At 34.7% G+C, this 16,176-nt stretch carries 16 protein-coding genes; 10 read left to right on the plus strand and 6 right to left on the minus strand.

The genetic code is table 11. The annotated features are described in order from the left end of the window. Positions 1-135: 135 nt before the first annotated feature. Positions 136-519 (plus strand): PTS sugar transporter subunit IIA, encoded by a 384-nt coding sequence (locus ACFX4E_RS05880; RefSeq protein ID WP_377258909.1) that lies wholly within the window; start codon positions 136-138, stop codon positions 517-519. A gap of 108 nt (positions 520-627) precedes the next feature. Here the strand turns inward: ACFX4E_RS05880 and bioC are convergent, their stop codons facing one another. From bioC to bioF, 3 genes are read right to left on the minus strand one after another with little or no spacing between them, the layout of a single operon-like run. After that, positions 628-1,452, minus strand: a complete 825-nt coding sequence (bioC, locus tag ACFX4E_RS05885; protein ID WP_263035569.1) for a malonyl-ACP O-methyltransferase BioC — start codon at positions 1,450-1,452, stop codon at positions 628-630. Continuing rightward, positions 1,445-2,191, minus strand: coding sequence for an alpha/beta fold hydrolase (locus ACFX4E_RS05890; protein WP_377237772.1), 747 nt, complete (start codon positions 2,189-2,191; stop codon positions 1,445-1,447). The genes bioC and ACFX4E_RS05890 overlap by 8 nt, the downstream gene beginning before the upstream one ends. Next, a complete protein-coding gene (gene bioF, locus ACFX4E_RS05895; protein WP_098433139.1) occupies positions 2,188-3,366 on the minus strand; it encodes an 8-amino-7-oxononanoate synthase in 1,179 nt (392 codons plus the stop codon). The genes ACFX4E_RS05890 and bioF overlap by 4 nt, the downstream gene beginning before the upstream one ends. A gap of 936 nt (positions 3,367-4,302) precedes the next feature. Here bioF and ACFX4E_RS05900 point away from each other — a divergent pair. Beyond that, positions 4,303-5,223 (plus strand): CPBP family intramembrane glutamic endopeptidase, encoded by a 921-nt coding sequence (locus ACFX4E_RS05900; RefSeq protein WP_377258912.1) that lies wholly within the window; start codon positions 4,303-4,305, stop codon positions 5,221-5,223. 43 nt (positions 5,224-5,266) lie between these two features. Beyond that, the gene (locus tag ACFX4E_RS05905; protein ID WP_169305188.1) at positions 5,267-5,413 is read left to right on the plus strand and encodes a hypothetical protein; all 147 of its coding nucleotides are present in this window, start codon (positions 5,267-5,269) and stop codon (positions 5,411-5,413) included. A gap of 53 nt (positions 5,414-5,466) precedes the next feature. Here ACFX4E_RS05905 and ACFX4E_RS05910 read toward each other — a convergent pair whose 3' ends face one another. Continuing rightward, on the minus strand, positions 5,467-6,180 hold the full coding sequence (locus tag ACFX4E_RS05910; RefSeq protein WP_025749947.1) for a hypothetical protein: 714 nt from the start codon (positions 6,178-6,180) through the stop codon (positions 5,467-5,469). Positions 6,181-6,833: 653 nt separating this feature from the next. Between ACFX4E_RS05910 and ACFX4E_RS05915 the strand changes: the two genes are divergently transcribed. From ACFX4E_RS05915 to ACFX4E_RS05935, 5 genes are all read left to right on the plus strand, one after another. Next, positions 6,834-7,403, plus strand: a complete 570-nt coding sequence (locus ACFX4E_RS05915; RefSeq protein WP_098249003.1) for a TetR/AcrR family transcriptional regulator — start codon at positions 6,834-6,836, stop codon at positions 7,401-7,403. Positions 7,404-7,708: 305 nt separating this feature from the next. Further along, positions 7,709-8,830, plus strand: coding sequence for an ABC transporter permease (locus tag ACFX4E_RS05920; protein ID WP_377237770.1), 1,122 nt, complete (start codon positions 7,709-7,711; stop codon positions 8,828-8,830). Next, positions 8,831-9,517, plus strand: a complete 687-nt coding sequence (locus ACFX4E_RS05925; protein WP_028409862.1) for an ABC transporter ATP-binding protein — start codon at positions 8,831-8,833, stop codon at positions 9,515-9,517. Between the two features lie 411 nt (positions 9,518-9,928). Continuing rightward, the gene (locus ACFX4E_RS05930; RefSeq protein WP_377239001.1) at positions 9,929-10,438 is read left to right on the plus strand and encodes a GNAT family N-acetyltransferase; all 510 of its coding nucleotides are present in this window, start codon (positions 9,929-9,931) and stop codon (positions 10,436-10,438) included. Between the two features lie 417 nt (positions 10,439-10,855). After that, positions 10,856-11,023 carry a hypothetical protein gene (locus ACFX4E_RS05935; protein WP_169305189.1) on the plus strand — a complete coding sequence of 56 codons (168 nt, stop codon included), beginning with the start codon at positions 10,856-10,858 and terminating at the stop codon, positions 11,021-11,023. A 398-nt stretch (positions 11,024-11,421) separates the two neighbouring features. Here the strand turns inward: ACFX4E_RS05935 and ACFX4E_RS05940 are convergent, their stop codons facing one another. After that, complete coding sequence (locus ACFX4E_RS05940; RefSeq protein WP_195696209.1) at positions 11,422-11,613, minus strand: hypothetical protein; 192 nt, start codon at positions 11,611-11,613, stop codon at positions 11,422-11,424. A gap of 476 nt (positions 11,614-12,089) precedes the next feature. On the opposite strand from ACFX4E_RS05940, the gene ACFX4E_RS05945 reads away from it, so the two are divergent. Beyond that, complete coding sequence (locus ACFX4E_RS05945; protein WP_028409867.1) at positions 12,090-12,980, plus strand: LysR family transcriptional regulator; 891 nt, start codon at positions 12,090-12,092, stop codon at positions 12,978-12,980. A gap of 344 nt (positions 12,981-13,324) precedes the next feature. Continuing rightward, positions 13,325-14,527: an iron-containing alcohol dehydrogenase gene (locus ACFX4E_RS05950; protein ID WP_377239000.1), complete on the plus strand. Its 1,203-nt coding sequence runs from the start codon at positions 13,325-13,327 to the stop codon at positions 14,525-14,527. Between the two features lie 109 nt (positions 14,528-14,636). Here ACFX4E_RS05950 and ACFX4E_RS05955 read toward each other — a convergent pair whose 3' ends face one another. After that, a complete protein-coding gene (locus tag ACFX4E_RS05955) occupies positions 14,637-15,866 on the minus strand; it encodes an MFS transporter (protein WP_028409869.1) in 1,230 nt (409 codons plus the stop codon). Positions 15,867-16,176 lie beyond the last annotated feature (310 nt).

The raw sequence follows: 16,176 nt of genomic DNA on the forward strand, positions 1-16,176 counted from the left end.
AAACTGAAGTTGCTGCAACAGGTGAGAAAAAAGAAATGAACGATACAACTTTAGGAAGCGCATTCAAACTTCCGTTTGACGGATATATTGTGCCTCTAGAAGACGTCCCTGATACTGTTTTTTTCTTCAAAGATGATGGGAGACGGTTTTGCCATCGAACCAACTAATAATATTCTTGTTTCTCCTATCAATGGGGAGGTTGTTAGCATCTTTCCTACAAAACATGCCATAGGTCTAAAAACAGATCAAGATCTAGAGTTATTAATTCACGTAGGGTTAGAAACAGTGAACTTGAACGGGAAAGAGTTTACATGTCTAATTAAAGAGGGAGAAAAGGTTACACAAGGAACCCCGCTTTTAAAAATAGACCTAAACTACATTAAAGAAAATGCTAAATTACTTGTTACACCAATCATCTTTACAAATTTATCTGAACATAATCAAATACAGTTATTAAAAACAGGGTACAATGAGCAAGGTATAACAAATATTATTGAGCTAGTTTCTAAAAAACAGTAAGTTAATTAAATCTAATTGATTATTTAAGGGTACTTTTCTAAATAGAAGAGTACCCTTTTTTACTGGCGGCAATTCATCACCTCTAGAGAGTAACCAGGGCTGGATTGGCTATTGGTTCGTTTTTGTAATATTAAACATTAAGCAATGATAGGTTACTTTTACGCCATTTTCGTCACGATGATTATTTTCATATAAATTGATCAACTGACGAAAAAAGGAAGGGCGCTGACAGTAGCTTTCCTCGTTACTGTTACTTGCTCCAATCTTTTTTATTGATGTAAAAAATGCCTGGACCGTCGGAAAGTATTGAATCTCTAGTTTCTCCATTTTTGATAGTTTAAATGGATGCTCTCTCAATGGAACTAATGCTTGTTCACAAATTTGAGACAACTCTTCAAGAGAAAAAAACGATTGGCCAGGTGAACTGTTATTGAAAAGACCAAGCTTTTGTTTCGCATGGCTGTAGCATGAGTGAAGCTCTTGAAATGTACGGTTACCAAAGGTTGAAAATAGTAAGCTGCCTGTAGGCTTAAGTTGTTTATACAATTTTTTAATTGTCGTATGAAGACTATTAAACCACTGAAATGTTGCATTCGAAATAATAAGGTCATAATGTTTTTCTATACTTAGTTCCTCGATATCTCCGCATATGAAAGAAACTCGATCTTCCCTTATTTTTTTCTTTGCTAACTCAATCATTCCTGATGACAAATCAACTGCTGTAATAGCGGCCTTAGGAAATTTTTTGCACAATAATTGTGTTAAATAACCCGTGCCGCAGCCAACTTCAAGAATAGCTATTTTCTGGTTAAAGAAATTAGTGGGAAGCTGATCTATTAACTGGTTTGCCATGCTTTTTTGTACATCGGCATAAGCATCATAAGTTTTAGCATGATTATTGAACCTTTTCTTTAAAAGTTGCTTATTAATCATAAATGAGCTCCTTTTCGAGAAATTTTTCTATAAGTTGCGTACAGTGCTGAGGCTTTGTAAAAAAAGGAATATGGCCAGCTTTTTCTAAAATACACAGCTGCGCTTTTCCACCAATTCTTTCAGCTATGAAAGAAGAAGACTCAGGTAAACATATTTGATCATCTTTTCCATGGATCAACAAACAAGGAGTTTGAATTTGATTAAGTTGCATTCTAACATCTTTTTGGAGTAAATAATCCAGCCCTGTAAGGAGGGAGTACGTACTGTCTCCTTGATAATCACGCTGAACAACTTCCATAAATTGATGATGAAATTCTTCTTCTTTTTCAGATTTAGTGAACATAGCGTTATAAAATGAAGTAAGGGTTTTTTCTTTATTACGCTGTAGTTGCTTTTTCATACGTTCAACGATACGTTGTTCCCATCCAAATGTATTATGCACGTCGTTTGTAAAGCGACTAGTTCCGCCGATTAATATGAGTCCTTCTATCTTGTTAGGGTATAAACTAGCAAGTTCAAGCGTTACAAGGGAACCTAATGACCAACCCATTAAATAAACAGTACCTGCAGTAGAAGTAAGCAATTGGATTGCTCGTTCTCTAAAGTCACTTAGTTCTTTTAGACCTTTCCAGTCTGTGCACAAAACGTTACATATAGCAGACAATGATTTTATGATTGGGTGAAACGCTGCTTTTTCCATTCCCCATCCGGGAAATATTATAATAGTGGATGGTTTCATTGAATCACACTCATTTCTTTTCCAATTAGAGAAATTCTCTTTATGGCCCAATCTAAATCTTCTCGAGTATGATCGGCTGTTACAGTAAAACGAATTCTTGCTTTATTCTCAGGAACAGTAGGGGGCCTAACTGCAATAGCAGCAATTCCTTCTTTCTGTAAACGCTCTGCAAACTGCATTGTTCTTTTGTTTTCTCCCGTCAAAATTGGAATGATTTGAGATTGACTTTCGCATGTGTCGAATCCTTCGTATGTAAGTGCTTTCCTGAAAAATAGTGCATGTTGTTGAAGAAGTGCGCGACGCTCTGTGTCTTGTTGCACCTTTTCAATCGCAGCCGTTATTGCACCGAGTATAGCAGGGGGAAGAGCAGTTGAATAAATGAATCCTCGCATTCTATTTTTTAAATAATCTATGACCCACTGTTTTCCGGTAACATAAGCTCCAAATGACCCCAGCGCTTTACTAAACGTTCCCATTTGAATATCAATTTTATCTTGCAGATTAAGAAAATGCGCATATCCTTCACCATTTTTTCCGTATACACCGCTTGCGTGAGCTTCATCAACCATTAACATTGCGTTATATTGCTCTTTTAATTTAACAAGATCCTCGAGCTTGGCAAAATCACCATCCATGCTGAAAACAGTATCTGTTACAATTAACTTCCGTGACTCCATGGGAACTTTTTTTAATGAATTTTCTAGGTGGTTCATATCGTTATGGCGATAGCGTTGAAGTGTTGCGCGGCTCAGTAGGGCGCCATCAATGATACTTGCATGATTTAACTTATCGCTGAAGATGAAGCCGTTACGCGGAACCAAGGCTGAGATGATTCCTAGGTTTGCATTATAACCACTATTGATAATAAGTCCTGCCTCAGCTTTTTTCCAATTAACAAGTGCTTTTTCTGCTTTCTCGTAAAGAGAGTGATTTCCTATTATTAAGCGTGAAGCTGTTGCTCCTATTCCATATGTCATCACAGCATCACTCATTGTTTTCTTCAGGCCATTATCTCCTGCGTAGCCTAAATAGTTATTAGAGGCAAGGTTTAACATCCTATGTCCATTGACTATAAGCCATGGTTGTTCAGCAAATTCTGTAGTAACAAGGTGCCGTTTTTGAAAAATTTCATCTAAATAGGCAAGTTCTCTTTTAATATCTTCTTCCCAATCCAATACGCTTTCACCACCGACAATAAGATTAGTTAACTTTAATTTTAATATGGTTAACATATATATCTAATCACTCCTTTAGAAGAGTGTCAAGATAAAATGATTAAGTGTCATGTTAAATCAGGAGACGTAGTTTATAGCTTATTACTTCATAAATCTCAACACTACATGAGATGAAAGAGGTTATAAAAACAACTCTTAAATAAAAGAAACAAACTCCTAATGGTAGGGAGTTTGCTTCTTTTTGTTTTTTTAATACTGCTGTTTAATAACAAACGTCTTTTCCAACATGTTTTCGATTTATTTACACGCATCATATTAATCTAGCAATTTTATTTGCTTTACTAAACACTTCATATTGATTATCCTCTTTTTCTTAGTTATAATGTAATTGTTACATTTGTAATAATAATGTAATATATTTGTAACTTATATCATTTTTGCGATGTTAGATAGAATGGTAGCTAATTTTAAAAAATGAAAAGCTGTTTATGGATAAGCCCTTAGCGGTTGTGGTAGCAGCTGTGAGGGGAAAACTTTAGATAAAAAGGTGAGGACGATGTTGAAAAAAATATTTATTTTAGTTGTTCTAGGATATATATTCTTGAGTAGCAAGTATTTTCTTCAAAATTATGTGTATGCGGGCACGTATGAGCAAGATATAAAGATTAACGATGACTTGGTGTCGAGTCTTCTTTTAGAAAAAGCTGTTTTTTAACGGCTTTTAAGACGCTAAATTTTATATAAAGAGGTAATGGGTAGAGTTGTAATTTCTGAATATTGTCAGTCTCTTTCCTTATCTTCAAAGGTAAAAAGCAGGCGGTAGTTAAAATGATTGCAGGACTTCGGTTCCTAATAGATTTTTACATTGCCTAGACAATAACAAAGTAGAGAAGAAAGATGTAATTGAGAAGAGAAGGCTGAGGGAGTAAGAATAAAATGAAAAACTATTTAAATGTGGAAGAAGGAAAAAATAGCTGGAAGCGTTATGTAAGTACAACAATCCTTGCTTCTATGTTTATGCTGTTAGGATCAGTTATTTATATTATTGCTGAAATGATAATGGTTGCAGCTGATGAAAGTGGAAAATCATATGTTGATTTTGATAGCGGAGTAGCTGTGGGAATCAATGCTAATCTTGATTTTCTGTTGTCTCATATTATGTACATATGTTGGATTTTTGGTTTATGGATCGGGATTCGTTTTATTCACAAACGAAAAATGAAATCATTAATCACTGCTAACAAACGTGTGAATTGGAAGAAAGTAATATGGGCTTTTGGAGCTTTTAGCCTGTTACTAATCATTTCACAATTAATTGATGTTGTGTTTAACCATTCGGATTATTCATGGAACCATGTAAGTGTAAAAGAGTATGTACTATTAATACTTATTACATTTTTGTTAGTACCTATTCAAACAACAACGGAGGAGCTTTTCTTTAGAGGACTTCTTCTTCAATGGGTGAGTAAGAAAGTGAAGCGTCCAATTTTACTTGCGATTATTGTGGGACTAATGTTTTCAATAGGTCATTTTGCTAATCCTGAAATGAATAAATCCATTATATTGGTGGGACTAGATTATATTGTAGCTGGTTTTGCTCTTACATATATCGCGATTAAAACAAAAAGCTTAGAAATTACCATTGGCGCACACGCAGCCAACAACATGTTTCTCGCTCTGTTCCTTACAACGGACGATTCTGTTTTCGGATCTATACCGAGTTTGTTTAAGGTAGCTGACACTGAGCCAGGAGCTAATCTTATTTGGTCGATTGTTATGTTTAGTGTTTTCTATATCTTATGTAGAGGGAAGATAAAAAAGGAAGAAGCAGCTGACAAAGATCAGCTTATTGCTTAAATTGGCAGAACCAATAACTAAACAGGATAGGAGATGTAACAGAGTGAGTGGAAATCACGATGAAAATAAACCATTGACTCGCGCAGAAATGAAGCGGGGCCACTTAGCTACTCAACATCGCATTTTGAATGTACTTATCGTTCTTGCATCGATTGCTGCAGTGTATCTAGCAATAAAAACCATACTTTAAAAGAGCAGCATTAAATGCTGCTCTTTTTATTTTGTAAAAACACGCGCACGAAACTACCAATTGAAAAAAGCTTTTAACGAAATCATTGTAGCCGCGTAGATAAGAGATGAGATTAAAAAGGTAGGCAAATGCGCATGTTTTTCAAAAGGGAGCTCTTTACTGATCACGTTAAATAACATTGCACCTGAACTAAAAGCAATCATCGACTCAATAAGCAGTCCTGATGAAGGTCCGAAAACGCCCAGAATGGACCCAAGAAAAGTTGCTCCGGCCAGCATATAGCGGCCTCTAGTTTTGTGTAAGCGCGGATGTTTTTTTCCTAGATGGTAAGACCACCCGATAAAATGAAGGCTGATAGCCAGTCCGTAGAATACTGATTCAACTCGCTTAACATCGGTTGAAAATACGACGTAAGAAATGATAAAAGAATAAACCATAAAAAAACTAGCCTGTACCATGTACACGGTCAGTTCCGTTAGGTGTGTGGCTGCTTTTGTCTGAGCAAATGAATACACAGAAAAATAGACGAGTAAGCCGAGAAGACCAAGAAAATATAGTTCAGTATCAAGGGCTAGCGACCCTCCAAACTCTTCTTGTTTCTTGTGAAGCGTCGGTAAGATATAAATAAATACATAGGCAATAGCTACACCGCCTGATAATGAGAGCAGCTTTTGCTCCCCGATTGGAGAACGTTCGACAATCGTTAATGCGTATAGTTGAATGAGGATAAAAACAATACCTATTATGATTGATTCAATTGTAACCATGATGGTCTCCTTTTAAGGTTCACTTTTATGGTTTAATTCCCTTTAATAGAAGAAGAGAAACCATACTTTAAGTGGATACTTCTTAAAGAGGCGCGTTCATTAATGGGATATTGTACCTTAATTATTTCTTAAAACGTATTATTAAAAAGATTTGCTTTTGGTTACCACAAACATGAAAAAACCTTGTTTGGTATACTCTGTTCAATAACCTGTTTGTTTTGACTTTATGTTACAATAAATTGATATCTAAATGAGAAAGAGTGATAACTGCCGTTTATCGGATATGAATGTGTATCAACTTTATTGAGAAATTTAGAATTTTAAACAGAAGCACTAATGAACCACGGGTGTGCAAAAGTTTTTTACGATAAAATGAGTGGAGAAACAAAATAACGACCTGGTCTAGAATTAGTAAAAATATAAATACCGAATAATACCATTTTTTACGAAAGTAGCAGGCACTACTCTTGGCTCGGTTTAGTAGAAGATGATCCATATAGCTAGCTCTCAATTAAAGTAATAGATAGTGTTAGCTAACTAGACTTTATACGTTAACATCATGGGACTGAACAAGAAGAAAAAGGGAAAGTTTAAAAGTGATTAAAGAACGATTGTGAAAATCACGCGGGAATGAATTGAAAAGAGGTTATAACATGGCTAGAGGTCGGAAATTTGATACAATTGACTTATTCCGTTCTACCAAAAAGCTTATTATCCAAACTGGATATGAAGGGTTTACAATTGGTCAATTAGCGAAAGAATTAAATGTTACACGAGCAGCAATTTATAAATATTATCAAAATAAAGATGAATTGCTATTAGACTTTATGTTAGATGAAATAACAAATACATTAACAAGCTTTTCCTCTATTCCAAAGGAATTACCTTTCTTAGAAAAGATAGACTTACTCTTGGAAAAAATATTCATGTACAAGGATTTACATTTAATTCTTGGAATTGGAATACCTACAAAAAATATCCCTTTGCTAGAAGCTAAGAAAGAAAAGCTTTCTCATATGCACCATGAGCTATACAAGCCTCTTATACATATAGTGCAGCAAGGAAAAGAAGAGGGCTTCATTGAAATGGATATGCCAAATGAAATGTTGTTAGGGTTTATATTTCAAAGTATTTCTATTCCTAACCATTCTGGAATGGACGCTGAACAAGTACTCATCTATACGAAAAAGTTAATTTTAGACGGTATTATAAAAAGAAAGTGACAAATGTGTAACTTATGTATATAATAACCTTTGTACGACACATAGGTTATTTTCGTTCAAAAGTAACAAATATGTAACTTATAGATGCAGTGAGTGGTGCGAAAATCACATCTGTTATTTTTTTGTTTAAAAGTAACAGATGTGTAACTAGTTTTAAAAGGAGAGTTTAAATTTATTTTTAGAAACTAAGTAATTAACTTACACATACTGACCTGCATATATAGTAATTTTTTTAAAAGTACATAAGTTATTTTTTTGTTTGAAAGTGACAAATGTGTAACTATTTTTGAAGGGAGAGTTTAAAGTTGTTTTTAGCAATTAAAGAATTAAAACATGCTAAATTTCGTTATGTAATGATGAGTATTATCATCGTTTTAATTGCTTGGCTAGTGTTTATTTTATCGGGACTGGGAAATGGCCTTTCGACATTAAGTGCTGCCACAATTAAAAACTTAGATGCAGATTATGTAGTTTATGAGAAAAGTGCTGGTACTACGTTTAGCAAATCTATCATGTCTGGTAATTTAATTAACGATATTAGAAAAAACACAGATGTAAAAGATGCCGCTGTTTTCGGATCATCAATGGGAGCAATTTCTAAAGAAAAAACGGATGATAGCAGCAAGAAAACAGATGTAGCAGTAGTTGGAATTACTGCAGGATCCTTCATTGAGCCAACCGTTATAGAAGGGAAGCAACTTTCAATTAACAAGAAATTTGGCGTTCTAGCCAATAGTAATTTGAAAGATGAAGGGTATAAAGTTGGGGATGAAATTCTTGTTTCTAATTCTAAATTGAAATTAACTATTATTGGTTTTGTCGAGAATGAAACATTCAACCATTTACCGGCGTTATTTACGAATATGGACACTTGGAGAGAGTATCAGTATGCAGCACCAGGGGCTGACAACGGCATTAAAAATCCAGTGCAATCTATTATTTTAAAAGCTCCTCAATTAGATGCAGCTAAGCTGGATAAACAGGTGGAAGGAATTAAAACTGTTACAAAATCGACCGCTGTAAAAGGAATGCCTGGTTATAAAGAGGAAAATGGAACCATTTTAATGATGCTTTCATTTTTGATTGTTATTTCAGCTTTTATCATCTCAGTTTTCTTTTATGTTATAACAATTCAAAAAACTCCTCAATTTGGTGTAATGAAAGCAATTGGAGCTTCAAATCGATTTATTTCTAAAGCTATTGTTGCACAGGTATTTATTCTGTCTTTCTTTGGAATTTTGGCAGGGATAGGCATAACATATGTAACGGCTCTTTTCTTCCCTAAAAATATGCCTTTTGATTTAGATGTTAAATTAGTAATTTTATATGCAATTACGTTATTAGTTATCAGTCTATTAAGTTCTATTGTTTCAGTCCGACAAATTACAAAAATTGATCCATTAACAGCTTTAGGGAGGTTGGAATAAATGAGCAGTATTCAGTTGCACCAAGTTACAAAACAATATACGGAGGGAACTTCTACTCTAACAGTTTTAAAAGAAGCTTCTTTAAAGGTTAATCCTGGAGAGCTGGCAGCGATTGTAGGACCATCTGGTTCAGGAAAGAGTACTTTACTATCTATTATCGGTGCATTAATGAAGTCAACATCTGGAAAAGTAATTGTAAATGGAAAAGATGTAGGGCTATTAAATGAGGAGCAGCTAGCCAAATTTCGTTTAAACGAAATAGGTTTTATTTTACAATCATCTAATTTAATTCCTTACTTATCTGTAATGGATCAGTTAATTTTAATTAAAGTAATGGCTGGTAAAGCAAGTAATGTGGATCGTCAGCTTGCCAAAAAAATACTGAATGAACTTGGGTTAGGAGATAAGATAAACAAAATGCCTAATGAATTATCTGGCGGTGAGCGACAGCGCGTAGCAATTGCCCGGGCCTTTTTTAACCAGCCAAGCGTTATTCTCGCTGATGAGCCAACAGCAAGCTTAGATTCAGAACGTGCTCATGAAGTAGTGCAATTAATTGCGGGTGAAGTGAAAAAACGAAAAAAAGCAGCAATCATGGTCACGCACGATGAACGTATGTTAGCTTACTGCGACCATGTATATCATATGGAGGATGGAAAACTAATATTAACTAATATTATTAACTAAGAGATAGAGATAACGACGCTTGATGTCACTAACCTTATTATTCTTTCTTTTATAAGGTGAATAACTAAACTAGTAGCTAACTAATTGCTTTGCATGGTGATTTTGCGACAGTTGGCGAATAAGAAATATTGGTATTTGTATGTGAATCTACAAACCTAACTAGACTTATAAAATATTCCCTCTGTGTCTAATAAATAAAAAACCTTTGCCCAGAAGGGCAAAGGTTTTTTATTTAACTATTTCTTAAGGAAGAAAACGAAATCCTTGAAAACAGAATTCCTTTAATTATAATTAATGGTAAAATAATCAATATAAAAAGAAATAAGATAACTGATTTAATATCTTAAACTAATGAATTAACTCTAATTAAGGATAAAGATTGAATATACGTAAAAAGGAGTAGATAAATAAATGAGTACAAAAAAAATACCCCTTACGCCGTTTGAAACAGCTCATATTCAATACTTACATAAATGGTTAAATGATGAACGGGCAATACGAATGGTAGGCAGAACACCTTTAACTTATGAAGAGGTAGTGCAAGAAGTAGAAAAGAAAAGAATGAACAACGATTTAATTTTAGGAATTGAAAGCGAGGAAAAAGAATTAGTTGGATGGGTATTTCTAAAAGATATAGAATACGCACATGGAAGAGCTAGTATAGGAATTCTTTTATCTTCAGAATCTAGAGGGCAAGGATACGGTCAAATGGCCATGGAGCAAATGATTGATCTAGGGTTTAAACAGCTCCGTCTAAATAAAATCTATTTAACTACAAGAGGAATAAACGAACAGGCAATTGCATTGTATGAAAAAATCGGTTTTGTTACCGAAGGGAAATTAAGAAATCATGCCTATGTGGATGGGAAGTACGTAGATACATACTTTATGGGTATACTGGCATCAGAATGGAAAAAGTAAACTTACTTCTTCACCATAAAAAGCTAAGCTTACAGACTATCATGAAAGTAAAAAAGCTAGTGCTTGTATTGTACAAAAGTCACGATTTCATATATCATTTATTTGCCGCCCGTAAGCGCAAATGATAAAAATGATAAAACTGTAATAATATACGAAGTACTTTAGTATTTACTAAATAAACTATGAATCTCAGGTAAGAGAAAATTAGAGTGATTATAACATTTTTAAACTTTGTATGTATATGAAACTACAAATCTGACTACACTAATAACGTATTCTCCCTATTACAATAAAGTTAAAAATCCTTTGCCTGCATGAGGGAAGGATTATTTTTTTATAAATCCTGCTTTTATTGGTTGTTAATCTAAATAAAGGGGAATCACATATATTAAGAGCACACAAAGGGGATAAATAGTAGTGACAAATTATAGGTACTATACGGGATCCCTGTTCACCAGGGAATTAGAACGTTTAAAAGAAGAATATATTCAACTTGATTTCGACGATGTGAAAAAAATGGTTGAAGAAGATATTTTACTGTTAGAAAAAGCGGTGAATATGTTGTCTACGAATACAGTTTATTAAATTAGGCAAACTGCTCAAGGTGCAATAAAGCATTATTTAACGACCGCTGTTAATTCAACTTAAAAAAATGGCTACCTCTTTTGACTGGGAAGAGGTGGTCTTTTTCAATTTACAGACTGGATAAGATATACTAAGTAAAAAAACGTTTGAAAGCATTTTATAACATTTCCTAGTTTCTAAGAAATGTTGCCCAAACAAAAAAGGACATTTCTTCTATGTCCTGTTCCCTCGTATCAGCCCCGCCTACGCTAAATACTATGACAGCCACTCATGCCATCCAACCTATACTTAGTATAAACGAAAGCGTTTACAAAGTAAAGATATTAATGAAATATTCTGTCTATTTTTATATGAAACTTATCTATATCGAATAACATCAAACATGATAGGTGACATTTTTAATGTCTAGAGATTAATTCACTCATTAATCTGTTTAAAGCAATGTGTAATATATCATGTTCTGTATACTCTTGTTCAAAGGCTAGACTTCTTTTTTCTTTTTTCTTCAACAACTTTTTAATTTCATCACATAAATAAATTTGAGAATCCAAAAGCTTTATTTCTCTTCTATCTTTTATTTGTTTAGACATGAAATCAACTCCTTTATGATTCTTTAAGGAACTATTCTATCTTGAAAAGTAAAATCCTTCTTCTATTACATCGGAATAACGTAATGGGGTTTATTTATCAGAAGGAATCATCTTAGATTAGAGAAAAATGGATCCTATTTTTAAGAAACACTGTGTCAATAATACTACAAGATGTTTCATTTTTTGGCTGGAAAGAGGTAGGTCTTTTCTGTTTTCACTCTGTATATCGTGTTCAATCTTAGTTACTATAATCATTTTTAAAGGAACCAATCAAGTAGAAGAACCCTTGGATCAGTCCTATTCACTGTCCAGGGTTCTTTTTCCGAAATAAGCAGCTTTGCATCATACATTCTTGGTATGCAAACGTTCCTCTGAGAAGCGAGCAGTGAAAGACATTATGCTTACAAGCAGCACGAGTGAAATGATATATTTAGAATAATATTATTATTGGTGAAAATGATTTAGGAGAGAAAACTATGGAACTCAAACAGTTAAAAATTTTTCAAATTGCTGCCAGAGAACTAAACTTTACTCGAACAGCTGAAATTCTTCACTATGCTCAATCAAGTGTAACAGCTCAGATTAAATCTCTTGAGGAAGAACTTGCTGTCCAACTTTTTGATCGGTTAGGGAAGCGAGTTATCTTAACTGACGCTGGAAAGCGCTTTAAGCTATATACGGACAAGGTGCTTGATTTAACCGAAGAGGCAAAGGAAACTGTAGGTGGGAATGAAGAGCCTAGTGGAACGTTAACAATATGTGCTTCAGAAACCCAATGCACCTATCGCTTACCAGCTTTGCTGAAACTATTTCAAGCTCGTTTTCCTAAAGTGAAACTGATTTTCCGACCTGGAATTTCTGAAAATGATTTTGAGGATTTACTTGCTCAAGGTCTCATAGATGCTGTTTTAATATCGATGACTTGCATTAACTCGGATAAGCTGATTGCCGAGCAGCTTGTCGCGGAACCTATTGTTATAGTAAGCCCGCCGAATCATCCTTTAGCCGATAAATCTGAAGTAAGGCCTGCGGACCTAGACGGTCAGTCGCTGCTTTTTACTGAGAAGTGCGATTATCGAAATATATTTGAAGCATCACTTGTTGATGCAGCCGTTCAACCGTTATGTGATCTTGAACTTGGTGATGTAGAAGCTATCAAAAAATGTGTAATAGCTGGAATTGGAATAGCAGCACTGCCTAAGCTAGCAGTGGAGAAGGAAATAGAGGAAGGGAGTATGAGTGTATTAAGATGGAAAGGTCCAGAGTTTCCAATCGTAACTCAGCTGGTCTGGCATAAAGACAAATGGGTGTCTCCAGCTTTGAGTGCTTTTTTAGATGTAACTAGAGAAGTAATACTGGATCATTAAGGGGATTAGTATTTGAATCTATTTTTATTGAACAACAAGATTGGGCTGCATAAATAAATTGATTACATAGTATAGAGGTTACTAATCGGTTTTTTAGATAGTAACAATCTAAATATTCATCTGTAATGATTGGGGCCGGGCTTGTATTATATATGATAAGAAGTTTGTTGGATATACATATAGTTTATTTATGTTCTCTACTACATTACTATTCTGTATGTGTATTGCCTAAACCACTATAAGTATAAGTTACCTGCAGCGTAACAGTTGAATCTGCTAATTGTAGAGAAGGTTAAAATTTAATTAAGGTATGTATTTGATTTTAGACAATGGGAGGGGTATAAATGAAATCCTATAACTATTTTTGCTCTACTCAAATTGAGGTAGGGACGGGAAAAGCTAAAGAATTGCCAGAAATGCTAAAATCTCTAAATATTGGTTCATCCATTTTAATTGTGAGTGATCCAGGTGTGGTCCGTACAGGACTAGTTTCACCAATTATAACGGCCCTTGAGGCTTCTGGTTATCGCGTATTATTATTCGACTCCATTGAACAAAATCCTCGAGATAAGAATTGCTTGGAAGGTGCTAAATTATTTCGTGAATTTGGTGCAGATGCAGTTGTTGCCGTTGGTGGCGGAAGTGCAATGGATACAGGAAAAGCTATTGCACTGTGCGGTCCAAACGGCGGGGAACCATCTGACTATGCAGACGGCCGACTTTTGTATTCAAACATTGCACCAGTTATTTGTATTCCAACTACTTCAGGTACGGGCTCAGAAGTTACTCGTTCTGCTGTTATTACGGAAGCATCTACACATCGAAAAATGACACTCAAACATAGTTTGTTAAGACCCGTCTTAGCGATTCTTGATCCTGAACTAACATTAAGTCTTCCGCCTTCTGTTACTGCTGCTACTGGCATTGATGCACTCGTTCATGCGATTGAAGGTTATACGTGTAAAGTAACAAATCCTATTTCACAAGCGCTCGGAGCTCAAGCAATGAGAACCATTGTTTCGGCATTGCCTATCGTTTTCCGCGATGGCAAAAATGAAGCGGCTCGTCAAGATATGCTGGAAGGAAGTCTCTTAGCAGGCCTTTGTTTTGGATCTGCAGATGTTGCTTCAGTACACTGCTTAGCAGAAGCGCTTGGAGGACTTTATGATACCCCGCATGGAGTTGCTAATGCTGTATTTTTGCCATATGTATTAAGATTCAATTCTATGGAGAATAAGCAATTGCATGCGACATTAGCACGGTATATGAACTTTGCCAAGGATTCAGATTCAGATGAAATAGCTGTTGAAAAATTAATTCAAGGGATTATAGAGTTAACCGAATCATTAAATATTCCTAAATTAAAAGATTTAGAGGGTGTAAAGAAAGAAGACTTTCCGAGCATTGTAAGGTTGGCCATGCAAAACAACTCAACATCAAGTAACGTCCGTTTAATTACGGAGACTGATTATATGCAAATTCTTGAACATGCTTACTTTAACTCTGTAGATCGAAATTGGAATTCTGGAGTAGAGAGCTTGAATTAAAAGATAAAGAGTAAATATAGAAGACACTCATCAAAAAGAAGCCCTTGATACAATTAGCAAGGGCTTTCAAAAATATGAGAATCACAGTTAATACATATTTTTCCTGGTTCTAAGCAGTAAGCTTTGAATCATTATTATCTTTAGATGCTTGATTCTTGTTTCTTAAAAGAAATGCACCAAATAGAGTAAAGATAGTAACAATAACCCCCATGATTAAGTATGTTTGACGAAAGCCAATGGAATCGTATAGATTTCCTACGATAGGAGAGAGTATAACAGCCCCTAGCTGCATTGCGAACTGGTATCCAACCAAATATAAAATTGAAGAGAATTTTGTATCAAAATGTGTAGCAAGATATTTAAACACAGAAACGATGATAATGGCAAACTCTGGTGCGTTAAGAAGCTTAATAAATGAAATGCTGTATGGATCTGATACTAACCCTGAACCTATCACGCGCAAAATCATAATGATTCCCGCTAAAATTAAACCTCCTTTAGGACCGACTTTACGGACAATGAATGGAGCAACTAACAGCATACCTGATTCCAAAAAGACCTGACCTGCGTTCAAGTAACCGAATATTTGGTTACCTAATTGTTCGGTTGGGAACAAAGAGGCATAATATACAGGGAATTGCTGATCAAACACATTATAAATACAGCCCGTCCCGAGCATGAAAATCATAAAAACCCAGAAATCTTTTCGTTTAAATAAACTGCCCAAATCTTGAATAGAAAGGGACTTTGCCTTTTTTTCTTCGATAGTGGATACTTCTACTTTTGTAAGAAAAATAACAAGTAATAAGAGAATGCCTGATCCCGATGCAATCCAAAAGTTGATATCAGGGTTAATATTAAGCATTCGTCCCCCGATGGCAGCTGCAACGGCAGCTCCTATTGATCCCCAAAGTCTTGCACGACCGAATTCAAACTCGTACTTTCTTCCAACTTTTTCAATATATGACTCGATAGCTGAGATACCAGCTAAAAAAGTGATGGCAAGATAAGACCCACCTGTCAGAGCTCCTAACCAAAAATTCCAGTTTAAAAGTGGTTGATAGATAAAAATGAGAAATGGTCCAGATAAAATAACTAAAATTGAAATGAAGTATAATAAATTCTTTCGTAAGCCCAATTTGTCAGAGATATATCCATAAAGCGGTTGGAAAAGCATAGTAAAGACAGCGTTTACAGAAAAAACAATACCTGTTTGTGCTCCGGAAAGGTTAAGGCTTTGTCCCAACCAGATAGCAAAAAAAGTGAAAATAGAGGCAATAGATAAGAAGAACAAGAAAAAGAAACTGCTTAGCTTCCAGTAAAGTTTATTGTTTTGCATATTTAAATCCCCTTTGCTGTTTATGTATCTAAATTTTATTTAGAAAGCGTTTTCGATTTGATTGTATTATATATGGTACCGATTTCATATGTCAATAAGAAATTAATTAACAAAAACACCTTTTAAAAAAGGTTTATTTAAGTATAATGTGTTTTTTTTGAGTATGGTACTGATTTCTTACTTGTGAAACAAACACTTTTAAGTACGCTGATTTATTAAGCATGAAACATTTTATATAAAAAGGTTCTGTTTTGAATAGTCACAGTGATTTTACTGGTAATCTTATTGAACGCATGATATAGAGATGCAA

The sequence above is a fragment of the Priestia sp. YIM B13491 genome, assembly GCF_042787605.1.
In the GTDB taxonomy this organism is placed as follows: Bacteria; Bacillota; Bacilli; order Bacillales; family Bacillaceae_H; genus Priestia; species Priestia megaterium_E.

Coding starts and splice junctions, on each gene's coding strand:
- ACFX4E_RS05940 (WP_195696209.1), bottom strand. CDS start 11,613: ATGTCTAAACAAATAAAAGATAGAAGAGAAATAAAGCTTTTGGATTCT.
- ACFX4E_RS05945 (WP_028409867.1), top strand. CDS start 12,090: ATGGAACTCAAACAGTTAAAAATTTTTCAAATTGCTGCCAGAGAACTA.
- ACFX4E_RS05925 (WP_028409862.1), top strand. CDS start 8,831: ATGAGCAGTATTCAGTTGCACCAAGTTACAAAACAATATACGGAGGGA.
- ACFX4E_RS05930 (WP_377239001.1), top strand. CDS start 9,929: ATGAGTACAAAAAAAATACCCCTTACGCCGTTTGAAACAGCTCATATT.
- ACFX4E_RS05880 (WP_377258909.1), top strand. CDS start 136: ATGGGAGACGGTTTTGCCATCGAACCAACTAATAATATTCTTGTTTCT.
- ACFX4E_RS05950 (WP_377239000.1), top strand. CDS start 13,325: ATGAAATCCTATAACTATTTTTGCTCTACTCAAATTGAGGTAGGGACG.
- ACFX4E_RS05910 (WP_025749947.1), bottom strand. CDS start 6,180: ATGGTTACAATTGAATCAATCATAATAGGTATTGTTTTTATCCTCATT.
- bioC (WP_263035569.1), bottom strand. CDS start 1,452: ATGATTAATAAGCAACTTTTAAAGAAAAGGTTCAATAATCATGCTAAA.
- ACFX4E_RS05955 (WP_028409869.1), bottom strand. CDS start 15,866: ATGCAAAACAATAAACTTTACTGGAAGCTAAGCAGTTTCTTTTTCTTG.
- ACFX4E_RS05900 (WP_377258912.1), top strand. CDS start 4,303: ATGAAAAACTATTTAAATGTGGAAGAAGGAAAAAATAGCTGGAAGCGT.
- ACFX4E_RS05915 (WP_098249003.1), top strand. CDS start 6,834: ATGGCTAGAGGTCGGAAATTTGATACAATTGACTTATTCCGTTCTACC.
- ACFX4E_RS05890 (WP_377237772.1), bottom strand. CDS start 2,191: ATGAAACCATCCACTATTATAATATTTCCCGGATGGGGAATGGAAAAA.